The organism is Streptomyces sp. NPDC029159 (assembly GCF_055564055.1).
The window spans coordinates 36,151-60,080 of the sequence record NZ_JBVHWT010000022.1; the positions used below are offsets into that span (position 1 = coordinate 36,151).

Annotated in this window: 7 protein-coding genes; 4 read left to right on the forward strand and 3 right to left on the reverse strand. The window is 73.6% G+C overall.

Annotated elements, in window-relative coordinates; genetic code table 11:
* Positions 1–123: 123 nt before the first annotated feature.
* Complete coding sequence (locus tag ACZ4U4_RS29595) at positions 124–4,770, forward strand: FtsK/SpoIIIE domain-containing protein (RefSeq protein ID WP_467880621.1); 4,647 nt, start codon at positions 124–126, stop codon at positions 4,768–4,770.
* A gap of 68 nt (positions 4,771–4,838) precedes the next feature.
* Here ACZ4U4_RS29595 and ACZ4U4_RS29600 read toward each other — a convergent pair whose 3' ends face one another.
* The 3 genes from ACZ4U4_RS29600 to ACZ4U4_RS29610 all read right to left on the reverse strand — a co-directional run bounded on the left by ACZ4U4_RS29600 (position 4,839) and on the right by ACZ4U4_RS29610 (position 6,546).
* Complete coding sequence (locus ACZ4U4_RS29600; protein WP_030280459.1) at positions 4,839–5,150, reverse strand: hypothetical protein; 312 nt, start codon at positions 5,148–5,150, stop codon at positions 4,839–4,841.
* Positions 5,151–5,207: 57 nt separating this feature from the next.
* Positions 5,208–5,519: a hypothetical protein gene (locus ACZ4U4_RS29605; protein WP_467880624.1), complete on the reverse strand. Its 312-nt coding sequence runs from the start codon at positions 5,517–5,519 to the stop codon at positions 5,208–5,210.
* A gap of 88 nt (positions 5,520–5,607) precedes the next feature.
* On the reverse strand, positions 5,608–6,546 hold the full coding sequence (locus ACZ4U4_RS29610; protein WP_467880627.1) for a serine/arginine repetitive matrix protein 2: 939 nt from the start codon (positions 6,544–6,546) through the stop codon (positions 5,608–5,610).
* A 279-nt stretch (positions 6,547–6,825) separates the two neighbouring features.
* Here ACZ4U4_RS29610 and ACZ4U4_RS29615 point away from each other — a divergent pair, with 279 nt between their 5' ends.
* The 3 genes from ACZ4U4_RS29615 to ACZ4U4_RS29625 are packed head-to-tail and all read left to right on the forward strand — an operon-like array spanning position 6,826 to position 23,774.
* Positions 6,826–20,190: a hypothetical protein gene (locus tag ACZ4U4_RS29615; protein ID WP_467880629.1), complete on the forward strand. Its 13,365-nt coding sequence runs from the start codon at positions 6,826–6,828 to the stop codon at positions 20,188–20,190.
* Positions 20,187–22,841: a right-handed parallel beta-helix repeat-containing protein gene (locus tag ACZ4U4_RS29620; protein WP_467880632.1), complete on the forward strand. Its 2,655-nt coding sequence runs from the start codon at positions 20,187–20,189 to the stop codon at positions 22,839–22,841. Before ACZ4U4_RS29615 ends, ACZ4U4_RS29620 begins: the two co-directional genes overlap by 4 nt.
* A 48-nt stretch (positions 22,842–22,889) precedes the next feature.
* Positions 22,890–23,774: a ricin-type beta-trefoil lectin domain protein gene (locus ACZ4U4_RS29625; RefSeq protein ID WP_467880634.1), complete on the forward strand. Its 885-nt coding sequence runs from the start codon at positions 22,890–22,892 to the stop codon at positions 23,772–23,774.
* Positions 23,775–23,930 lie beyond the last annotated feature (156 nt).

Consider the following 23,930-nt stretch of genomic DNA (forward strand, 5'->3'; position numbering starts at 1 on the left):
GACAACGGGCTCTGCCGTGCCTCCCGGGCTTCCCACACCCCCCCCCCCCCCCCGCGCCCCCCCCCCCCCCCCCCCCCCCTCGCCCGTACCACCCCTTTGACGGCACCGATCAGTGGGACCCCCGTGAAACTGACACTCACCACCTCCGACGCCGGACGCCTGACGGACCATCTGCTCGATGTGCCCGAGCAGGCGACCGTCGCCGACCTCGCCGCCTCCCTGGCCCCGGCGCCACCGGACACCGGCGACCCCCTCGCGGCGCCCGCCCCGCCTCCGCAGGTCTACCTCGGTGACCGCGCGCTGGACGGCGCGCTGCCGCTGCGCGGCTCCGGCATCCGGGACGGCGCCGTCCTCGGACTGGGCGCGCCGTGCGCCGTGGACCACCCCTCGCGGGCGTGGACCCCGGCGCCGGGCGACCCCGTCCTCGTCGAGGTCCGGCATGTCGGCGGGCCCGGCGCGGGGCGGGTCTGGCGGCTCGGCGCGGGCAGCCACGAGATCGGCACCGCCCGCGGCTGCGCGCTGCGGCTGTCCGGCGGCGGCGCCCCCGACCACGGTGTCTGGCTCACCGTCGGCCCGGACGGCGAGGTGACGTACCTGCTGCCGGACGGCGCCGACGAGGACAGCTGCGGGCTGCGCAGTCTGACGCCCCCGCCGCCGGTGGACCCCGAGACGGGCACCCCGCTGACGGCGGAGGAACCGGCCGGGCCCCGCGACGGCGGCACCGGCGGTCACTCGGTGGCGCCCGGTCCCGACGGGCTGCCGCCGGCCGAACCACAGCTGCCACCGGGCCACCGTGCGCCGCCGAGCGACGGCTCCGCCGAGTGGCCGGCCTTCGCCGATCTCTCCCTGGGTGAGCATCTGCTGCGGCTGACGGCGCCGTTCCAGCCGGACGCGGCGGTGAACCCGTCGGCGGACGGCATGGCGGTGGAGTACAACCGCCCGCCGCGGATCGCCCCGCACCTGGACGCCGAGACGATGCGGATGCAGGGCCCGCCGTCGCGCCCCGGACCGCGCGCCTTCCCGCTGCTGTTCGTGCTGGCGCCGCTGATGATGGGCCTGATCATGATGGGCCTCTTCCGGTCCTTCTACTTCATGATCTTCATCTTCTTCAGCCCGATGATGGCGATCAGCAACTGGATCATCGGCCGCCGCACCGGCCGCAAGCAGTACGAGGAGTCGCTCCGCGTCTACCGGCTGCGCCGCGCCTCCCTCGAACTGGAGCTGCGCGAGGCCGCCGTCGAGGAACGGCAGCTGCGCAACACCACCTTCCCCGACCCGGCGACGGTGCTGCTGACCGCCACCGGCCCGTCCGGCTCCCTCTGGGAGCGGCGCCGCCGCGACCCCGACCGGCTCACCGTGCGGCTGGGCACGCTCACCCGCCCGTCGCTACGGCGCATCGAGGACCAGGCACGGGACGCCAACCACCGCGCCGTGCACTGGCGGCTCGCCGATGTGCCCTACGGCCTGGAGATGGCCGACCTCGGCGTCGTCGGACTGGCCGGGCCCGGCGCCGTCACCCGCGCGATCGCCGCCTGGACGGTCGCCCAGAGCGCGGTGCTGCACAGCCCCCGCGATCTGCGCATCGTGGTCCTCACCAGCGACGAGAACGCCGAGGCATGGTCGTGGGTGCGGTGGCTGCCGCATCTGGACACCGGCCGCGGCACCAGCGTCGTCGCGCTCGGCAACGACCCCGAGAGCACCGCGCACCGCATCAACGAACTCGTCGCCGACATCCAGGCCCGTACCGCGGCCGCCGCCTCCGCGCTCGGCCGCACCCTGCTCGACGAGCCGGACGTGCTGGTCATCGCGGACGGTGCGCGGCGGCTGCGTGATGTGCCGGGCATGGTGCAGGTCCTCAAGGCCGGGCCGCCGGTGCACATCTACAGCCTCTGCGTGGACGAGCAGGAGCGGCTGCTGCCGGAGGAGTGCACCGCCGTCGTCACCGCGACCGGCAACCACCTCGCCGTCCGCACCACCGGCTCGCCCAAGGTCGGCGGCGTCCGCGCGGACCTGGTGGACACCGCCTGGTGCGAGGAGGTCGCCCGGGCGCTCGCCCCGGTCCGGGACGTCACCCTCGACGGCGACTCGGGGCTGCCGGACGGCGTCAAGCTGCTGGGGCTGATCGGCCAGGAGCCGCCGAGCGTCGAGGCGCTGCTGCGGTCCTGGGAGAGGCGCCCCGCCTCCACGACGTTCGTGCTGGGCGCCGGGTACGACGGGCCGCTCCGCCTCGACCTGGTGCGCGACGGGCCGCACGGGCTGGTCGCCGGCACCACCGGCTCCGGCAAGTCCGAACTGCTCCAGACGTTGATCGCCTCGCTCGCCGCCGCCAACCGGCCCGACGAGCTGGCGTTCGTCCTCATCGACTACAAGGGCGGCAGCGCGTTCCGCGAGTGCGCCGAACTCCCCCACACCCTCGGCATGGTCACCGACCTCGACGGCCACCTCGTGCAGCGGGCGCTGGCCTCGCTCGACGCGGAGCTGCGCCGCCGTGAGCAGCTGCTCGCGGACGTCGAGGCCAAGGACCACCCGGACTACCGCGCCAAGCGGTCCCGCAACCGCGAACTGCCCGCACTGCCGCGGCTGCTGATCGTCATCGACGAGTTCGCGACGCTGGTGCGCGAGGTGCCGGACTTCGTACCGGGCCTCATCAGCCTGGCGCAGCGCGGCCGTTCCCTCGGGCTGCATCTGATCCTCGCCACCCAGCGGCCCGGCGGTTCGGTCTCCACCGACATCAAGGCCAACACCAATCTGCGGATCGCGCTGCGGGTCACCGACAAGAGCGAGAGCCAGGACATCATCGACTCCGGCGACGCGGTGAGCATCTCCTCCGCGACGCCGGGCCGTGCCCTGGTGCGCCGCGGCGACCACGCGCCGACGCCGTTCCAGACCGCCTGGGTGGGCGCCGCCCGCGCCGGTCAGGAGCCCGGCGAGGACGAGGCGCCCGCACAGCCGGGTTCGGTCACCGCCGCGGCCCGCAACGTCCGCGGGGTGGAGCTGTCCTGGAACCGGCTGGGTCGTCCGGTCGAGCTGTTCGACGAGGACGAGGAGACCGGCGCGGACGTCGCGGCGCCGGAGACCGCGACCGATCTGCTGGCCCTCGTCGAGACGATCCGCAAGGCGACCGCGGCGCTCCCGGACCACAGCGAGCAGGCCAGCCCGTGGCTGCCGGCGCTGCCGGACACCGTCACCCTCGACGACCTGCCCGCGGCCCCGCCGACCCCGCCCGGCCGCCCCGCGGCCGTGCCCTACGCGCTGCTCGACCTGCCGAGCCAGCAGGAGCGCCGGGTCTGCTGCCTGGACTTCTCCTCGTTCGGCCACCTCTACGTCGTGGGCGCGCCGCGCTCGGGCCGTACGCAGGTGCTGCGCACCCTCGCCGGTTCGGCGGCGCGCACGCTGTCCGCCGCCGATCTGCACCTGTACGCGATCGACGCGGCGGGCGGCGGTCTGTCGGCGCTGGAGGCGCTGCCGCACTGCGGTGCGGTGGTCTCCCGGTTCGACACCGAGCGGCTGGCGCGGCTGCTGGGCCGTCTCGTCCGGGAGCTGACCGCGCGCCAGGAGAAGATGTCGGCGCACGACTGCGCAAGCCTGACCGAACTGCGCGCCGCCCTGCCGGCCGCCGAGCGTCCGGCCCATCTGATGCTGCTGATCGACGGCTGGGACGGTATCTCCCAGATGCTCGACGAGTACGACGGCGGGCGGCTGTTCGACGAGGTCACGCGGTTGCTGCGGGAGGGTGCCGCGGCCGGCATCCATCTGGTGGCGTCGTCCGAGCGCGGGCTGCTCGGCGGGCGGCTCTCCGCGCACAACGACTTCCGGCTGCTGCTGCGTCAGTCGGACAAGGGTGACTACTACCTCGCCGGGATGTCGCCGAACCGGGTGCCGGGCCACATCCCGCCGGGCCGCGGCTGGCACACCCCGGCGGCCGTCGAGACGCAGATCGCGCTGCTGCCGACCGCCGGTGACGGTGTGCCGGGCCAGGGCAGCGCCGATCAGGCCGACGCACTGCGGGAGATCGGGCGGGTCGCCACCGAGCGGGACGCGGCACTGCCTGCGGAGCGGCGGCCGTTCCGGGTGGCGGAGATGCCGAAGCTCATCGGCTTCCAGGAGGCGATGGAGCAGGTTCCGGAGACGTCGCGCCGTCCGATGTGGGCGCTGCTGGGCATCGGCGGGGACGAGGTGCGGCCGCTGGGCTTCGACTTCCTCTCCGGCGGCGGCAGCTTCGCGGTCGTCGGCCCGCCCGGGTCGGGCCGCTCCACCGCCCTCGCGGCGATGTCCGTCTCGCTGATCACCGGCGGCACCTCGCTGGTGGTGCTCGCCCCGCGCGAGTCGCCGCTGCGCAAGCTCGCCGACCACGGTCTGGCGCAGGTCATCACGGACACCGACCCGTCGGCGAACACCGTCGAGGAGGCGCTGCGCGCCGTCGGCGACAAGCCGGTGGTCGTGGTCGCCGACGACAGTGACCTGCTCTCCAGCTGCGGTGCGGACAAGGTGCTGCGGAAGATCGCCTCATCCGGCCGCGACCGCAACCAGGGCATCCTGATCGGCGGTCCGTCGGAGGGCATGAGCTCGATGGGCTGGATCGGCATGGTCCGCCGCTCGCGGCGCGGTCTGCTGCTGGGGGCGCGGGCGATCGGTGACGGTGACATCATCGGCGCCCGTATCACCGCCGAGCACATCCGGACCCGGATGGCCCCGGGCCGCGCCTGGACGGCCGGCCCGTCCGGCAGCGTGGTGCCGGTGCAGGTGCCGCTGACGGTCCTGGAGAGCTGAGGTACGGCTCCCGGTACGCGGACGGGCCCGGCACCCACGGTGGTGCCGGGCCCGTTCGCGTACGGTCGTCAGCCGTTGGAGCTGCTGCGGACGCCCGCGGCGATCTGGCTGTCGGAGTCCGTCATGGACTTGACGATGTCGGTGAAGGACTGTGCGAACACCTTGATGTTCGCCGAGGACTCCTTCATCTGCTTGCTGAACGCCTGGTACGCCTCTTCGAGCGCCGGGCTGGACTGCTCGAAGACGAGTCCGTCCTTGAGCAGCGTGCTCACCGTGTTCTCCAGATCGCCCAGTTCATTGGCGATGTCGGTGAACTTGTTCTCCATGGTGTTGGCGACACGCTTGATGTCGTCGTAGTCGAGAAAGACGTCCTGCGCCATGTGTTCCTCCGGGAAATACGGTCGGGTGATGCGGGGCGCCGCCGGGCGGCGCGGGCGTCAGCTGCCGCTGGAGCGGATCTTGTTCGCCATCTCGTCGTCCATGTCCCGCATCGACTGGACGATCTTCTCGAACTGCTCGGCGAAGTCCTTGATGCTCTGCGTCGCGTCGGTCAGCGACTGCGTGAGCTTCTCGTAGGACTGCTGGAGGGCGGGGCTGGAGTTGTTGAACTTCAGCGTGGAGTTGAGCATCGTGTCGACCTCGTTCTTGGCCTCCGTCATCCGGGGCACGAGGGTGTTGTCGGCACTGTTCTTGAGAAGGTTCGAGACGCGCTCGATCTCCGCGAAGTCGAGGCTGATGTTGGCGGCCAAGATCTCTCCTTGGTGACGGGATGTCGTACGGGGGCTTCGGGTTCCGGGGCGGGGCCCCGGGGCGGACGGCCGGCGCGCGGGGCGCGGCTCAGTCGTCCTTCTCCTTCCATTCGGCGTCGTCGCCGAAGGGGGAGGAGCGGGTGTAGGTCTTGGTCTCGTCGTCCGTGGTGACGGTCATGGTGCCGCTGCCGTCGTCGTTGATGACGTACCGGCTGGTGGTCTCCGAACCGTCCGGACCGGTCGTGACCGTGGTGTAGTCACGGGCGTCGAAGGTCTTGCCGTTGTCCAGGGTGATGGGGCGCGGCGCCGAGTCGTACGTCGTCTTGTTCGTGTACTTCTGCTCGTCGGCGCCGGAGCCGATCGTGACGGTGGACTCCTCGGTCATGACGTTGTTGTCGTCGTCGAGGGTCACCTTGACGTGGGTGCTGCCCGAGTCGGTGGTGATGGTCTTCTCGGTGGGCGGGGTGTCGCTCGGGCGCTCGCCCTCGGGGTGGTCGCCGGGCTGATCGGGCACGTCCTTGTCGTTGTTGTACCGCTCGCACCAGCCGGGGGCGCCGTCGGCGGAACACACCTGGTTGATATCGGCCTCGGGGTGGTCCTTGAAGTAGTCGGACGCGCCGATCTCCTTCAGGTAGTCGTCCCACGCCTTGGTGTCCTCGTCCCACTGCTCCCAGGCGGCCTTCTTGTGCTTCCAGTCGTCGAGGCCGAGGCTGGCGCCCATCACACCGGCGCTGTCCGCCATGCCCGCGTCGACCTGGAAGTAGTTGTCGGACACCGACTCGAAGATGTCGGCGAGCTTGTTGAGGCCGTCCTTGGCGTCCTTCGCCCGGCTCGCCGAGCGGTGCGAGAAGGCGTACATCGCGGCGCCCAGGTCGCTGAAGCCCATGACGCTCTTGGCGTCGTCGGTCGACTCCGTCAGGGTCTTGAGCGCGCCCTTGGCACCGCCGGAGTCGGCGGTGTCGGCCAGCTGACGCATCCGGGTCTGCACCTGGTTGAGCAGCTCGTAGTCGATGGAGAAGTCGGGCATGGGCACCTCTGGGGCCTGCGGCCGGGCGGCGGGGAAGCAATACCTTGCACTCCTCTCACGCACGGGCGGGCCGGATGGTTCACCCCGAAGCGGAATTACTGCGCAGGACGGTGAACCTCCCGGGGCCGTGGTGCGTGTAATGCGTACGGGCCCTTCTTCCCGCCGGGCCCCTCCCCGGCGGACCCGGGCCCGAACTGCCCGTAGTGCCCGCACCGCACCCCACCCGCACCACCCTGCCGCACCGTGTGCGGCAGCCGTTCAAGGAAGGCCGGTACGTCGTTGCCCCGCGAAACGGACTGGAGCGCCCTGGGCCTGGACTCGGACCCGACCCCGGGTGACGCGGCCAGGATCCGGGAGGTCATCGCGTCCCAGCAGGAGCTGGTCGATCTCGCGGACAAGATCGACGACGGGCTCACCGAGGTGAAGAACACCACGGACGGCGCCTTCGTCGGCAAGACCGGTGATGCGCTGCGCGAGGTCATCGACGGCAAACTCCGCAAGTTCGTCTCGACGTTCCGCGAGGCGCAGGAGGACGTGCAGAGCGCGCTGCGGACGTACCAGGCGGTCATGGAGGAGCAGCAGGGCCGGGCGGACGCCGCGCTCCAGCAGGCCAAGGGGCTGGCCGAGGACGACGAGGACGGCCGGGACTCGCTGAAGTCGACGGCGAAGGACGCCGGGGACGTCCAGAAGGAGGCGTCGAAGACGGCGGCGCGTGCGGTGCGCGCGGCCGGTGAGAAGATCGCCTCGCCGATCGATGCCTGCGACGAGATCATGAAGGCGCTCAGCTGGCTGGCGATCATCCTGATCATCCCGGCGATCATCGTGGGCGGTCCGGTGGCGCTGTTCGCCGTCGCGCTGAACGTCGCCATCTTCATCAAGACCGCGGTGGACTTCGCCAACGGCGACGCCAGCGCGCTGGACCTGCTGCTCGCCGGGCTCGGCATGATCGCGCCCAGCACCAAGGGCCTGCAGATCACCAAGGTGTTCCAGAGCCTGCGGGGGCTGGCCGCCAAGGGCATCAGCGGCGTCAAGACGGCGTTCAGCTCGTTCAAGAACGTCTTCACCGGGCGCAACATCCTCAACATGTCGCTGCATCTGTTCTTCGGCGCGAAGGACTTCGCACGCGGCGCGGGGAGTTGGAGCCGGGGCCTGAACGGCCTGTGGACGCACACCCCGTTCAGCAAGATCCCCGGCTTCGGCGGCCGGATCTTCACCGGGATGAACGGCACCTTCCACATCGTCACGCCGTTCAAGGCGCTGCCGATGATGCTGCCCGCGGGCATCAACGGGCTGCACATCGCCGGGGCGCTCGCGTACGGCGGGATGAAGGGCATCGGCAACGCCGCGAAGTGGATCGGCTCCGGGCTGGTCGCGGGCGGGAAGTCGGTGGTCAACGGGTTGTCCGGCTTCAAGGCGCTGCGGCTGATCCTGCCGGTGGACGCCGCCGAGATCCAGGCGCTGGGCATCGGCAAGGCGCTCAAGATCGGCTTCATCGAGCGCGGGATGTTCGGCAAGTACCGCTTCGGCGCGGTCGGTGCGGGCGGGCGGCTGCTGGGCGGCGCCGGGCCGATCAACCATCTGGTGGGCGCGGGCGGTGGCGGGATCCCGTCGGTGCACATCGACCCGATCGGCGATCTCGCGGTGATGCGGACCGGCAACTTCGCCGGTCCCGGGTCGTTCTCACCGTCGCTGTCGATGCACGGCGTGGGCACGCCGCCGGCGATGCACTTCGACGGTTCGATGGCCGGGCTGAGCACCCCGCATCTGTCGATGCCCAAGCTGGAGGGCATGGGCGGCGGGCTGCACGGCGGGATCTCGATGCCGTCGGTGCAGGGCCTGGGCGGGCTGCACGGCGGGCTGAACCTGCCGTCGATGCAGGGGCTCGGCGGGCTCGACTCGTCGCTCGGCGGGCTGTCGAACCTCGGCCACTCCGGGGTGCTCGGCGATCTGCCGACCGCGGGCCCGGTCTCGCACCTCTCGCCGCAGGGCGGGCTGTCCGGGGTGACGGCGCCGGGCGGGGTGACCGGGCTGGGCGGGCACGGTCTGGGGTCGGTCTCCTCCGGGCACCTCAACGTCTCGCAGGGGCTGGGCGATCTGGGCAACATCGGTTCGGGCGCGCGGATCGCGGACGTCCCGGCGCTGCGCTCCTTCGACATGCCGTCGGTCTCGACCGCGGCGCCGCACGGTTCGTCCGCGGGCCTGGTCGACCTCGGCCACGTCGAGGCGCCGAGTGTGCCGGCGGCCGGCACCTTCGAGCTGCACACCGGCTCCCTGACGCCGGGTTCGCTGCCCACCGTCGGGCATCTCGACCTCCCGGCCACCGGGGCGCACACCCCGGTGGCGACGCCGTCCGTCGGCCGTCTCGACCTGCCCGCGACGGGCACCACCGCCCCGGCGGTCACCGCGCCGGGCGAGATCCACCTCCCCGCCACCGGCTCGGTGACGCCGGGTCCGGTGCACGGGCTGACGCACACCGAGGTGCCGGGCGCCGCCATCAACGCGGGCGCCGGAAAGATCGCCGACGTCGGCGCGGGCCGCGGCCTCGGCGCCGGGGTGGACGTCTCCGGCATCACCCCGCCGACCGTCGCCACGCACGGCATCACCCCGCCGGTGACGGGCGCCCACGGCATCACGCCGCCGGCCTCCGCCACCCACGGGATCACCCCGCCGGGCACCGTCACGCACGGCGTGGACGTGCCCGCGGCCGGGACGGCCGGCGTCACCCCGCCGCCGGCCGCACGCGGTCTGACGCCCCCGGCCGCCGGGGAGCACCTGGCCCCGCCGACGGTGCAGCCGGGCGCCACCGCGCACGGCGTCACCCCGCCGCCCGCCGCCGTGGCGCACACCGAGGTGCCCGTGGTGGGCGCTCCGGTGCGCACCCCGCAGGGCGGGTTCGGCGGGGACCTCGCCGGGCTGGGCGAGCGGACCGTGCCGGCGCCCGGCCACGGTGCGTTCGACGGACCGGGCGCCGTGCCGGGCCACCCGGTGGAGACCCCGGCGACCGGCGCGGCGACCACCGCCGTGCCGGAGCCGGAGGTGCCCGGCGCCGGAACGCCCGGCCACGGCATCACCGCACTGGACGGCGCGACCACGCCGGTGGTCGCGCACGGCGCGGGCGGTATCGACGTACCGGGCGCCGGGGCCGTCCGCCCGGGCACCGGGCACCTCCCCGCCCCGGGCGCACCGCACGGGCGGGCCGACGGCCTCGACCTCGGTGGCCCGGACGGGGCCGGGATCGGCGGGAAGGGCAAGGGGAAGGCGCCCGATCCGTTCGCGCAGTGGAAGGACGAGTCGCTCGCGAAGGTGGACGTGTTCCGCAGGCCGGGCGATCTCCCGGGCGATCTGGAGGCGCGGTTGGGCGCCTGGGACCGGGTGCAGCAGGCGCGGATCGACCACGCGGCGGCGGAGGGCCGGCTGGACGCGGTCGGCGGCCGGATCGACGGTCCCTCGTCCGGCCCGTCCGTCGGCGAGCAGGCGCTGGCCGACTTCCGGGCCACCGAGCGGGCACTGGGCGACGCGGAGGACGCGTTCCGGGCGCACGGCATGGACCCGCACGACGTGACGCGGAAGCTGGAGGCGCTGGATGCCGCGTCGCTGAAGGAGCGTCCGCGGCTCCTGGGCGGTGCGGTGCCGAGCGGCCGGTTCGAGAAGGAGCTGCCCGGTATCGAGGGCGCGGTGGTGCGTGCGCCGCGTGGCGCGGCCCCGGACGTCGTCGACGCCGGTGCCCTCGGGGACCGCCTCGTCGTCCACGGCGGCGCGGGCGACCGGCAGTTCCGCGTCGAGCTGCTGGACGCACCGGGCGGCAGCCCCGTCCGCACCTGGCACTACCAGCGCGGTCTGGGGCTCGCCTTCACCGGCGAGGACTTCGTGCTGCGCGGCGGTGCGTTCGACGGCGCCACGGTCGCCACCACCTCGAAGCTGGGCACGTCGACGGCGGCGCCCCTCGACGCGGGCGGCCACTCCTGGCCCGTCAGGATCGACGGGGGCGAGGTCACCATCGCCTCGCCGAGCGGGCCGCAGCGCTACACCTGGTCCGACGGTGCGTTCCACGACGCCCCGCCGGTCCCCGCGCCGCACACCGACCCGCCCCCGGCCGCCGCGGGCCTGACCGGTGACGCCGCCGCCAACTGGGGCAAGCTCATCGACCTGGCCCATGTGCACCTGAACGAGGCGGCCGTCAACAAGACGGTCGAGGCCATGATGAACAAGGTCTACGGCGGCGGGTTCACCGGCAAGCGCGGCTACGGCGGTTTCGTCGACCCCGAGGCCCTGGTCCGCGGTGACCTGGTCGGCCACACGAAGAACTTCCACGACATCACCCAGAACCTGCTGTTCAAGGGCGCCAACTCGCGGATCACCGTCTACCGCGGCGTGTCGATGGAACCGGCGGCCCAGACGGTGGACACCTTCATCGAGCGGCTGCCGGTCTCCACGTCCAACACCTTCGAGTTCCAGCCGGAGTGGGCGAAGAACGGGGTGATCAGCAACCGCGTCGTCTTCGAGATCGACGTCCCCGCCGACCACGGCAAGCTCGCCATGGCGTACCCGCCGCACTACGACCACGCCGGGGCGGGCGCGGCGCCCCCCAAGAGCGATCAGTGGGAGGTCACCCTCACGCCGACGACGCTGGTGCGCACCGGCCCCAACCGTGTCGATCCCGGCAGCGGTCTGACGATCGTGCCGGTGCGCGCCGAGGCCATCGCGCCGAACGACTACGCCAAGTTCATCGAGCAGGAGTGGTCCGGGTTCCCGTCGGGCACCGCCTTCGACGACTTCGGGCGGGCCTTCGAGCCGGGCGCCGTCGGCCGCTGGGAGGGGCTGGAGGGCGCCGTCGCCCGCTCCGAGCTGAGCGGGGACGGCCTGGTGCGGACGGTCACGGTCACCAAGCCGGGCCACTCCGGCGACCTGACCATCAAGATCACCCATCTGCCGGAGCAGGAGTCCGTCCGCCTCACGTTCACCGACGCCGACGGCAAGCTCCTCTCCGACCGGACCTTCGACCAGCAGAAGTTCCGGGGTCTCGGACAGGACCTGCGGGGCGGGGTGCTGCACAACAACGAGGTGCTGACCCCGCTGCCGCTGCCCGACGGCTGGCACGGTTCGGCGGGTGCGCAGGTGCCGCACTCCCCCGGCGCCGCCGAGGTGCACGGCGCACCGGGCCGGCTGCCGGACCCCGCCGTCCACGCCTCCCGGCCCTCCGGCGCGGAGCTGGACGCGCTCTGGGCGCGGGAGTCCGACGCCCGGCTCGACGTCTTCCGCAGCCCCGGCGCGTCCGACGACGTGGTCGAGGCGCGGGTCGGCGCCTGGGGTGAGGTGCAGCGTGCGCAGCGGGAGTTCGACCACGCGCAGCTGGAGTTCGACCTCCACGGCGGCCGCGGGGACGGCGGTTCGGGCGGCCCGACCGTCGGCGAGCAGGCACGGATCGACCTCGATGCGGCGGCCAACCGCCTCGGCCACGCCCAGGACAGCTTCCGGCAGCTCGGCATGGACCCGGACACCGTCGCGCACGAGCTGCGTGCCCTGGACGACCTCTCGCTCGCCGAGCGCCCGCGGCTGCTCGGCGGGGCGCAGGCGAGCGGCCGGTTCGAGAAGGATCTGCCGGGGCTGGACGGGGTGGTGGTCCAGGCCCCGCGCCGTCAGGTGCCGACGCTCGCGGGCGCCGAGGAGTTCGGCGACCGGCTGGTCGTCCACGGCGGCGCCGCCGACACCCGGTTCAGCGTCCAGCTGCTGGACGCGCCGGGCGGCAGCCCCGTCCGCACCTGGCACTACCAGCGCGGTCTGGGGCTCACCCTCAGCGGGGAGGACATCGCGCTGCGCGGCGGTCCGCTCGACGGAATCACGGTCGCGACGACGTCGAAGCTGGGGAAGTCCACGGCGGCGCCGGTGGTGGATGCGGCGAGCGGCCACACCTGGCCGGTGAAGATCGAGGACGGCCATGTCACCGTCGCCTCGCCGTCCGGTCCGCAGCGCTACGCCTGGTCCGACGGCGCGTTCCACGACGCCCCGCCGGTCCCCGCACCGCACACCGGCGCGCCGCCCGCGGCCGCCGGTCTGAGCGGCCGGTACGCGGAGAACTGGAACTCCCTCATCGATGTGGCCCGGTTGCACCTCGGGCGGGCCGACGCCGACGGCAAGGTCGCGGCGCTGATGCGGGACGTCATCGGCGGCTCGTTCACCTCCAAGCGCGGCTACGGCGGTTTCGTCATCCCGTCGAAGCTGGAGGACGGCGCGCTGCTGGCGAAGGTGGAGGACTTCCACCGGGTGACGCAGGACCTGCTGTTCGAGGGCCCCAACAAGGAGCTGACGGTCTACCGCGGCGTCTCCATGGACCCCGCCTCCCAGGCGGCCGACACCTTCACCGAGCGGCTGCCGATCTCCACCTCCAACACCTTCGACTTCCAGCCGGAGTGGGCGAAGAACGGGGTGGTGAGCAACCGCGTCGTCTTCGAGATCCAGGTCCCGGCGGACCACGGCAAGCTCGCGATGGCGTATCCGCCGCACTTCGACCACGGCGCGAACCCGGCGCCGCGCAGCCCCGACCAGTGGGAGATCACCCTCTCCCCCACGACGCTGGTACGCACCGGGCCGAGCCGGATCGATCCCGGCAGCGGCCTGACGATCGTGCCGGTGCGCGCCGAGGCGATCGCGCCGGACGACTTCGCCGCCGTCATCAAGGCGGAGTGGCCGGGCCTGCCGTCGGGCACCGCCTTCGACGACTTCGGCCGCGCCTTCGACCAGCCCTCGCTCGTCCGCTGGAGCGGCTTCGAGGACGTCACCGTGCACCCCTCGCTCAGCGAGGACGGGCTGGTGAAGACCTTCACCGTCAGCAAGCCGGGGTACGCGGACGAGCTGACCGTCACCGTCACCCACAGCCCGGAGAGCAACAGCGTCACGGTGACGTTCACCGGCCCCGGCGGCGAGAAGCTGCTGGACAAGAGCTGGAGCGGCACCGGCTTCACCCATATCGCCGCGGATCTGCGCGGCGGGGTGCTGCACAACGCGGAGGAGTTCAGCAGCCTCCCGAAGCCCGGGAGTTGGGACGGTCCGCGCACGACGGCGGACGACCTCACCGCCTCCACCGGCGGCCTCCACCTGGACGACGCCCCCACCGGCGGCCTGAGCGCCAAGGCCATGGGCAAGCTCCCCGAGGGCACCGTCCCCTCCGTCCACGCCTCCCGCCCCACCGGCGCGGAGCTGGACGCCGCCTGGATCCGCGAGTCCGACGCCCGGCTCGACGTCTTCCGGCGCCCCGGCGACTCCGAGGACGTCGTCCAGGCGCGGGTCGACGCCTGGACGGAGGTCCAGCGGGCGCAGACTCAGCTGGACCGGGCGCAGTTCCGCCTCGACACCGAGGGCGGCAACGGCGCCGGGGGCTCCGACAGCCCGTTCACCGTCGGCGACCACGCGCGGCTCGATCACGAGGCGGCGGGCCACCGGCTCGATCTCGCCCGGGACGCCTTCCGGGCGCACGGCATGGACCCGGACGCGGTCGGCGCCCGGCTGGACGAGCTGTCCGCCGCCTCGCTCAAGGAACGCCCGCGACTGCCCGGCGGCAGCGGGGGCGAGCTGGGACCGCACCAGAAGGAGCTGCCCTTCGGCCACGGCACGGTCGTCGAGGCGCCGCGCGGCGGACGGCCGCAGTTCCGCGACGGGGACGACGCCGGCGGCCTGCTGGTGCTGCACGCCGAGGACTTCAGCCCGCGGAACAAGCAGTTCCATGTGGACCTGCTGGACGCGCCGGGCGGCAGCCCCGTCCGCACCTGGCACTACCGGGTCGGCCTCGGCAACCGGCTCACCCCGGCGGGCGAGGACCTCGTGCTCCGCGGCGGGCCGCTCGACGGCACCACCCTCACCACCACCCCGCATCTCAACGAGCCCCGTCCGGCGCCGGTGGTGGACGCGGCGGGTGGCCACGCCTGGCCGGTGAAGTACGAGGACGGGCATCTCGTCGTCGCCTCACCGTCCGGTCCGCAGCGCTATCTGTGGTCCAACGGCGCGTTCCACGACGCCCCGCCGGTCCCCGCGCCGCACACCGGCGCGCCGCCCACGGCCGCCGGGCTCACCGGCAGGGCAGCCGAGAACTGGAACTCCCTCATCGACGTGGCCCATGTCCATCTCGGACGCGCGGAGGCCGACGGCTCGATCGCCGCGCTGATGCGGCAGGTCATCGGCGGCTCGTTCACCTCCAAGCGCGGCTACGGCGGTTTCCTCAACCCCGGGGCGGCGACCGACCGTCTCCTGGGCCAGGTGCGGGACTTCCACCGGGTGACGCAGGACCTGCTGTTCGAGGGCCCCAACAAGGAGCTGACCGTCTACCGCGGCGTCTCCATGGACCCGGCGAGCCAGCAGGCCGCCACCTTCACCGAACGCCTGCCGATCTCCACCTCCAACACCTTCGACTTCCAGCCGAAGTGGGCCGAGGGCCTGGTGCTGAGCAACCGGGTGGTCTTCGAGATCCACGTCCCGGCCGACCACGGCAAGCTCGTGATGGCGTACCCGCCGCACTACGACCATGTGGCCGCGGGCGCCCCGGTTCCGCGCAGCCCCGACCAGTGGGAGATCACCCTCCCGCCGACGACGCTCATCCGGACCGGCCCGGCGCGCGTCGAGAGCGGGCTGACGGTCCTGCCGGTGCGCGCCGAGGCGATCGCGCCGGACGATTTCGCCGCCGTCATGCGGGAGGAGTGGCCGGGCCTGCCGTCGGGCACCGCGTTCGACGACTTCGGCCGCGCCTTCGAGCAGCCCTCGCTCGTCCGCTGGAGCGGCTTCGAGGACGTCACCGTGCACCCCTCGCTCAGCGAGGACGGGCTGGTGAAGACCTTCACCGTCGACAAGCCGGGCTCCCCCGACCGCCTCACCATCACCGTCACCCACCACCCCGACACCAACAGCGTCGGTGTCACGTTCACCGGCCCCGGCGGCGAAAAGCTGCTCGACAAGAGCTGGAGCGGCACCGGCTTCACGCACATCGCCGCGGATCTGCGCGGCAACGTCCTCCACAACGGCGAGGACTTCAACCGCCTGCCCACGCCCGCCAGTTGGAAGCAGACACCGCACACCCCGGCGGACGACCTCACCGCTTCCACCGGCGGGCTCCACCTGGACGACACCCCCACCGGCGGGCTCAGCCCCAAGGCCATGGGCAAGCTCCCCGAGGGCACCGTCCCCTCCGTCCACGCCTCCCGCCCGACCGGCGCGCAGTTGGACGCGATCTGGGTCCGGGAGTCCGAGGCCCGGCTCGACGTCTTCCGCCGCCCGGGCGACTCCGAGGAGATCGTCCAGGCCCGGGTCGACGCCTGGAACGACGTGCAGCGCGCGCAGCTCGACCTCGATCAGGCGCAGTTCCATCTGGACACCCAGGGCGGGCGCACCGACGGTTCCTCGCACGGTCCCAGCGTCGGTGAGCGGGCCCGTACCGAACTGCACACCGCGCAGACCCGGTTCGACGAGGCCCGGGACGCGTTCCGGGTGCACGGTATGGACCCGGACGCCGTCCGCGCCGAGCTGGACGACCTGCTGGACGCGTCCCTCAAGGAACGCCCCCGGCTGGTGGGCGGCGCCGGACGGTCGACCCGGCCGGGCGCCGAATGGCACGAGATGCAGGCCCTGGACCAGGCGGGTGTCCCGGCCGCCCCCACCCCGCCGCAGCCGCCGGCGCCGACCGTGCACCAGGCTCCGCCGCCCGGTGCGCACCCGGCGCCGCACGGCACCCCGCCGCCCGCGGGCACCGGCGCCCCGCGCGAGGTGTCGCTGCACACCCCGGAGGGGCTGACGCTCTACCGCACCGTGGTGGAGACGCCCGACGGCCACGTCCTGCGGTTCGGTGACGGCACGCCCGTGCCGGGCGCCCGCGTCGAGGCGTACGGCGACCACCTGCGCATCTCCACGGCCCAGGGCCACCAGGTCTTCGACCGGCAGGGCGGCCTGCTGCACGATCTGGTGCAGCTGACCGACGCGGACGGCGCGGCGCACTTCGCCCACCGGCCGCTCGCCCGGCCCGGCGGCGCGGTGTCCGCCCCGTCCGGACCGCTGCACACCGCCGACGGCACGGTGCTGCCCGGTACGGACATCGCCGCGCACGGCGACGGCTTCCGGGTGACCGACGCCACCGCGGTGCACGTCTTCGACGCCTCCGGCGCGCACGAGTTCCGGGCGCTGCGCCTCCCGGACGTCCCCGGCGCCGCCGGGCAGTCGCTGCGGGTGTACGAGCACGGCGCGGTGGACGTCCTCGGCGCCGACCTCCAGCGGGCCGAGGGCTTCACCGCCCGCACCCGGCCCGGCGGCGGCTTCCGCGTCGAGGACGGCGACGGCGGGTTCCGGCTCGTCGCCGCGGACGGCACGGCGACGCATGTCGTCACCCCGGAGGGCACCACCTTCCATGTCGCGGACGGTGCCGGGATGCACCTGTACGACGCCGTGCGGCTCGCCGACGCGCCCGACGGCCGGTTCCTGCGCGCGGGCTCCGACGAACTGCTCGACGCCCACCTCGACGCCACCGGCGTCCCTGTCGTCCGGCAGCCCGGCGGCGGCTTCCGCGTCGACGGCTCCGGGCCGCTGCGCCAGGGCGAGTTCACCCGGTACCGGGCGGACGGCAGCCTGGAGAAGATGCGGATCAACGTCGTCCACCACGGCGCGCCGCTCCCCGGCCACCACTTCGAGGTGGACTTCCCGGCACCGCCCGCCGACGGCGCGGACGCCGCGAAGGCCACCTGGAAGCGGGTCGTGCCCGGCGCCGCGGAGCGGGCGGACGGGGCCACCGCGCGGTGGTTCGACTCCGGCACCGTCGGCGAGAAGGGCCTCGGCGAGGGCCGGGTGCAGCTGCTCAGCCACAGCGGCGCCGAGGTCTTCGAGCGGCGCCCGCTGCCCGGCGGCGGCCATCTGGACGCCCAACGGCCCACCGGCGCTACCGGCTTCGCCCGCTTCGGCCACCAGCGCAGCGACTGGCAGGAGATCCTCGCCGACGGCACCGCCGGCCGCCACGGCCACCGCCACTTCGGCACCAGCGGCCGCAGTTGGTACGACATGGACGGCGCCACCCGCGTCCGGCACTGGCGGGAGAACCCCGACGGCGGCCATGTCCTCGCCGAACTGGACCGCAACCCGCTCACCCAGGGCCTGACCGGCCGCCCCACCACCTGGCACCGCTACGACGCCGAGTACCGGCACCTCGCCCAGGGCGAGCGGACGTGGAGCCCGGGGCGCGGCTGGACAGACACCCTCACCGACCCGCGGACCGGGCTCACCGAGACCGTCCACGAGCGGTTCGGGCGGCTGCACGCCGACAGCAACCGCCGGTACGTCCAGCGGGAGATGGCGGCCGACGGCACCCTGAAGCGGGACTGGATCTCGCACTCCGCGCACGGCAAGGAGAACGCCGCGGGCACCACCTTGAAGGACGGCGGGTTCCTGGAGACCCACCGCCTCATGGAGCAGCGCCCGCCGTCGTGGGTCCGTCAGCTCCTCTCCTCCGTCGAGCACCGCACGTTCGCCGGGAAGGGCTGGCTCACCGCCGACAACGGCTTCCAGGTGCACACCTGGAAGTACACCCCGGCCGGTGCCGACGCGCCCGCGTCCACCGGTGTGCGGCTGGTGGGCCGGGACGGCTCGGCGCTCGACGTGGCCTCCGACGGCACCGTCGTCCGCGCCACCTCCACGCTCTCCGACGGCTCCAAGCTGACCGTCGGCAATGTGGAGCTGCCGGCCGGCGCCACCGCCCGGGACGGCTATCTGCCCTGGTCGGCGGGGGACGACGGGCTCAAGGGCCACCGCACCTTCCACGCCGACGACTTCACCGGCACCGGCGGCGGCGACCACGGGCACGGCGGACTCCGCTGGCAGGACCGCTACCGCCCCGGTGCGGCCGAGGGCGACTGGTTCACCCCGGGTGCCGGGGAGTGGCGCGTGGCGCGGGAGGGCTTCGCCGACGGCACCGTCGTGGAGTACCGCACCCCGCCGCGCACCGCGGGCGGCGAGACGGTGCACGCCGGGCCGGGCGACGACTGGATCCGTACGAACCAGCACGGCGAGATCGTGGCGCGCCGCGACACCTGGCCGGGCGGCGACGGCGGCGCGGGCATCGAGGTCACCGCCACCGGCCGCCCCGGCGCCGCCGAGGTCACCTGGGAGGCGGGCGGCGAGTCCGGCCTCCGGGTGCAGTCGGCGGGCGGCGGCACCGGCCGGTACTGGGACAACGCCTCGTACCAGGACTTCGACGCCGCGGGCCGGCTGATCCGCGAGCACCGGGGGCTCGACGACGGCACGTTCGTCGACGCCTGGCGGGTGGCCGGAGGCGACGGCGAGCCACCGGTGTGGCACTGGAACAAGACCGGCAAGGACGGCCACCTCCTGGAGTTCGGCGACGGCGCCGGCAACCGGATCCGCACCTGGACCGACGCGCGCGGCAACCCGCTGGACGACTGGCGCAAGGGCGCGCTCTGGCGCGACCACGCCGGTGACGACCTCGTCCAGGAGATCCCGCCCGTACCGCGCTCCGGCTCGGCGTTCCAGGACCACTTCGGCGACCCGTCGGTCCGGGTCCGCGAGCACCGGGCGACGCCCGACGCGGAGTACACGGCCGGTGAGTGGCGGGAGTTCGACAACGGGGTGGCGGTGCGGACGCGTACCGCGCTGGACGACGGGACGTTCCTGGAGTCCGACGCGTGGAACAAGCAGTGGCGGCGCTACGGCGGCGCCGACGGCACCACGCTGCTGTCGGAGCGGACGATGGCCGGGTACGTCTGGGAGAAGGACAGCTTCGGCCGGATGACGCTGGTCGGCCGGGAGAACGACTTCCGCGGCTGGGCCGCCGAGTTCCGCGGCGGCAGCCGGATGCTGCGCGAGCCGAACCGCTTCGAGTGGTCGACGACGGTGAACGGCGAATCGCTGTACACACCGTTCGTGCAGAAGGCCGCGACGCAGGCGCTGGTGGAGTTCATCCAGGAGTTCACGCTCGACTTCACCGTCGGCCTGATCGTCAACGCGGTGGCGGCGGAGATCTCCGGCCGGGAGTTCAGCTGGACGGACGTGGCCAAGGCGGCGTTCGGCGCGGCGGTCGGCTCCACCGTGAAGATCGGCGTGAGCGGGCTGCACAACATGGCCGGGCGCGGCGGCACCCTCAAGACCGGGCTGAGCAACGTCGATTCCGGCAAGCCGTTCGCCCGGCCCCCGGCCTCCGACGACACCTGGTCGACGGAGTGGGCGGGCAACGAGAAGGTCACCCGCTGGCGCGCCGGTACGTACGACTTCAGCGTCGGCATCACCTCCGGTCTGGTCTCCGGTCTCATCACCGGCACCGCGAGCGCCGCGATCTTCGGGGTGTACGACGCCAACGGCAACCTCATCCATCTGTCGGGGGCGGACGCGCTGCGCGAGGGCGGACTCGGCATGGCGTCGGGCCTGGCGGGCGGTCTCACCTTCGGGGCGGGCAAGACACTGCTGCAGCAGTCGGCCGCGGGCAGGTTCTACCATCGGCAGGGCCTGGTGGACCTGTTCCTGGTGGGCGGCATCAGCAAGTTCGCCGACAAGATGTTCGGCGGGCTGGTCCTCACGCCCGCGCTGCGGCAGGCCGATCCGCCGTGGTGGCAGCAGCCTGCCCCGGAGCAGTCCGACCCCGCCCCGCACGACCCGCAGGAGAGCACGTCATGACGAACCCCGTGTACCGCGTCGCCGCCCGGGGGCGCGGTGCCCACCGGACGATCTCCGACGCGGTGGCGGCCGTCCCCGCGGGCGCGGTGATCGCCGTCGCGCCGGGCGCCTACCCGGAGAACGTCCGGCTGGAGCGCCGGGTGGTGCTCGTCCCCGAACAGGGCCCCGGCACCGTCGAGATCCGTCCGGCGCACGGCCCGGCGCTGAGCGTCGCCGCCCCGGACTGCGCGGTACGGCAGCTGACACTCCAGGGCACCGATCCGGCGGAGGCGCTGGTACGGGTCGAGGACGCGGCCGGTCTGGTGCTGGAGGAGTGCGCGCTCAGCCACGGCCGGATCGAGGTACTGGGGCGGCCCGACGCACCGGACGCCCCGGAGGCCGAACCGCCCGAGGAGGCCGCCCGGCTGGCGGCGCTGCACGGCGCGCTCACCGCGGATCTGGTGGAGGATCTCCAGGACCCGACGACCGGCGGGGTGCTGCTGCTGCGCCGCACCCGGCTGCACGGCGCCCGCCATGCCGCGCTGCACGTCAGCGGCGACGGCCGGGCGCGTCTCGAGGACACCGTGATCACCTCGGTCGACGGCATCGGGGTGGTGCTGTCGGGCACCGCGCGGGTGGTCGCCGACGGGCTGCGGATCACCGGGAGTTCGGGCTCGGCGCTGCGCGCCCGGGGCGCGACCCGGCTGGCGGTGCGCGCCGCCCGGCTGACCGGCCCGGGCCGCCACGGCGTACTGGCGCAGGACACCGCGCAGGTGCTGCTGGACGACTGCCTGGTGGAGGGCGCCGCGGGCTCCGGGATACAGGCCGAGCACGAGGCGCGGGTCGATCTGACCGGCTGCCGCATCGCGGCGCCGGGCGGCAGCGGCCTGGTGACCGGCGGCGGTGCCCGGCTGACCGCGCGGGACTGCCGGGTGGTGACCCCGACGGCCAACGGCGCGCTGGCGCTGGGCGACAGCGCCCTGGAGCTGACGGACTGTGCGGTCTCCGGGAGCGGTTTCAGCGCCCTGCACCTGGGCGAGCGGGCCCGCGGTGAGCTGACCGGCTGCCGGATCACGGGCAGCGAGGAGCATGCGCTGGTCGTCACGGACGAGGCCCGGGTGCGCGCCGCGGACACCACGCTGAGCGGCGCCACGATGTGCGGGGTGCAGGTGGCGGTGGCCGGTGCGGTGGCGCTGACCGGCTGCCGGGTGACGGGCGGCGAGAGCGGCGTACGGCTGCTGTCGGCCGAGGAGTCGGAGCTGACGGAGACCACGGTCGCCGGGCAGCGCAAGGCCGGTGTGGAGCTGGGGCCGGGCGCCCGGGCGCGGCTGACCGGCACCCGGATCGCGGACGTGGGCAGCGCGGGCGTGACGGTCGCGGGCGGCGCCCGGCTGCGGATGGACGGCGGCGGGGTGTTCCGGGCCGGCGGCACCGCGCTGGTGCTGTGGAAGGACACCGACTGCGCGGTGACCGGCGTCCGGATCGACACCGCCGGGAAGAACGGCGTCCTCGTCGGCGACGACGCGTCCGGCACCTTCGAGTACTGCGACCTCCGCGCCACCGCCTTCCCCGCGCTGCACATCGGCGAGCGGGCCACGCCGCGCTTCGTCCGCTGCCGGGTCTTCGACTGCGCACAGGATCTGGGCACCGCCGAGGGCGCGGCCCCGGTGTTCGAGGACTGCACGGCGCACGGTGTGGAGCAGTCGGTGCTGCCGACCACGACGGCCGCGGGCCCGGGCCCGGCGGCGCCCGCCCGGCCCGGCGCGGCCGGTCAGCCGCCCGGTCCGGCGACCGACGCCGGACCGGAGGAGAGCGAGGAGCTGGCCGACGAGGGCGCGCCCGAGGCGGAGCCGGAGTCGCTGGAGGACCTCCTGACCGAGCTGGGCGAACTGGTCGGTCTGGAGCGGGTCAAGAGCGACGTCGGCGGCATGGTCAAGCTGATGCAGACGGTCCGGCGCCGCCGCGAGGCCGGGCTGCCGGCGCCGCCCCTCAGCCGCCATCTGGTCTTCGCGGGCAACCCCGGCACCGGCAAGACCACGGTGGCGCGCCTGTACGGCAGGCTGCTGAAGGCGTTGGGGCTGCTGGCCGTCGGACATCTGGTGGAGGTGGACCGCAGTGCGCTGGTCGGCGAGTACGTCGGCCACACCGGCCCGAAGACCACCGAGGCGTTCAACCGGGCGCGCGGCGGGGTGCTCTTCATCGACGAGGCGTACTCGCTGGCCCCGGCCATCGCCGGCAACGACTTCGGTACGGAGGCCATCGCCACGCTGGTGAAGCTGATGGAGGACCAGCGCGACGAGGTCGTCGTCATCGCGGCGGGCTACCCCGACGACATGGACCGCTTCATCGGCTCCAACCCCGGTCTGTCCTCACGCTTCTCCCGCACCCTGCTCTTCGAGGACTACAGCTCCGACGAGCTGGTGCACATCGTGGAGCACCACGCGGAGCGGCATGCGTACAAGCTGACCGACGAGGCACGCAAGGCACTCTCGGGCCACTTCGCGGCGATCCCGCGGACCGTCCGCTTCGGCAACGGCCGTACCGCCCGCCAGGTCTTCCAGGAGATGACCGAGCGGCAGGCGATGCGCGTCTCCGAGCTGGAGGCGCCGGACGCCGACGCCCTGATGCAGCTCTCCCCGCTCGACCTGCCGGAGAGCGCCCTCACCCGCTGACCCTCTTTCCCTCCCGTTCCCTCCCATCCGTTCCGACTCGGAGGTCCCGTGCCACCGGACAATTCCCGCTCCCCCAACTCCCCGTCGAAGGAACCGCCCGGCGGTTTCTCCACGACGTTCGCCCGCGATCCGGGCCGGACCCGGATCGGGCTGCTGCCCGAGCGCCGGGTGTGGATCGCGCTCGGCTCGACCGTCGCGCTGGTCGCCGGAGCCGTGGTGCTCGGGCCGCTGGCCCAGCGCGGGCTGCAGATGAGCGCCGACGACACCCGGGTGGCCGCCGCCGCGGTGACCACCCCGTCGCCGGAGGCGTCGAAGAAGGCCGAGCCGTCGCCGAGCCCCACGAAGAAGGCCGAGGCCACCGAGACGCCCGGCAAGAAGCACGACGACGCGCCCCCGGCCGAGCGGCCCGCGCGCGAAGTGCCTCCGCCGCGCACCCAGGACACCCCGAACCCGCCGCCGCAGGGCCAGAACGGCGGCGTGACGCCGGACCGTCCGTCCACGGGCGGTGCCCAGCGGCACCCGGCGCAGAAGCCGAAGGTCACCGGCCCGACCGGGACCATCACCGGGATGAACGGCATCTGCCTGGACGTCGCCAACGGCAACCGCGCCAACGGCACGCCCATCCAGGTCCACGACTGCAACGGCATGCCCGCCCAGCGCTGGACGATGGCGTCGGACGGCACGGTGCGCGCGTACGGCAAGTGCATGGACGTCGCGGACAACGCCACGTCGGACGGTTCGCTGATCCATCTGTGGGACTGCAACGGCCGCCCGTCGCAGCAGTGGGTCTTCGCCGGCGCCCCGCACGACCTGGTGAACCTGCCGGCCAACAAGTGCCTGGACATCCGCGCCGCCAACGCCTCGAACGGCACCCGCGTCCAGATCGCCAACTGCTCGGGCAACCCGGCGCAGAAGTGGAGCGTGCCGAGCTGATCCGGCCACCGGGCGGCGACGCCCGACCGGCACCGGGGGGGGGGGGGGCTTTCCCCCCCCCCGCGCCGTAGGGAAAAGGAAGACAACAACGGTTTTTGATGTTTTTGGGGGATAGGGGGGGGCGCGTTGGCAAGGTTCCAAAACTTCGGGGGGGTT

Bases quoted from the DNA above. Each gene is read 5' to 3' on its own strand.
- ACZ4U4_RS29600 (WP_030280459.1), bottom strand. From the start codon at position 5,150: ATGGCGCAGGACGTCTTTCTCGACTACGACGACATCAAGCGTGTCGCC.
- ACZ4U4_RS29610 (WP_467880627.1), bottom strand. From the start codon at position 6,546: ATGCCCGACTTCTCCATCGACTACGAGCTGCTCAACCAGGTGCAGACC.
- ACZ4U4_RS29620 (WP_467880632.1), top strand. From the start codon at position 20,187: ATGACGAACCCCGTGTACCGCGTCGCCGCCCGGGGGCGCGGTGCCCAC.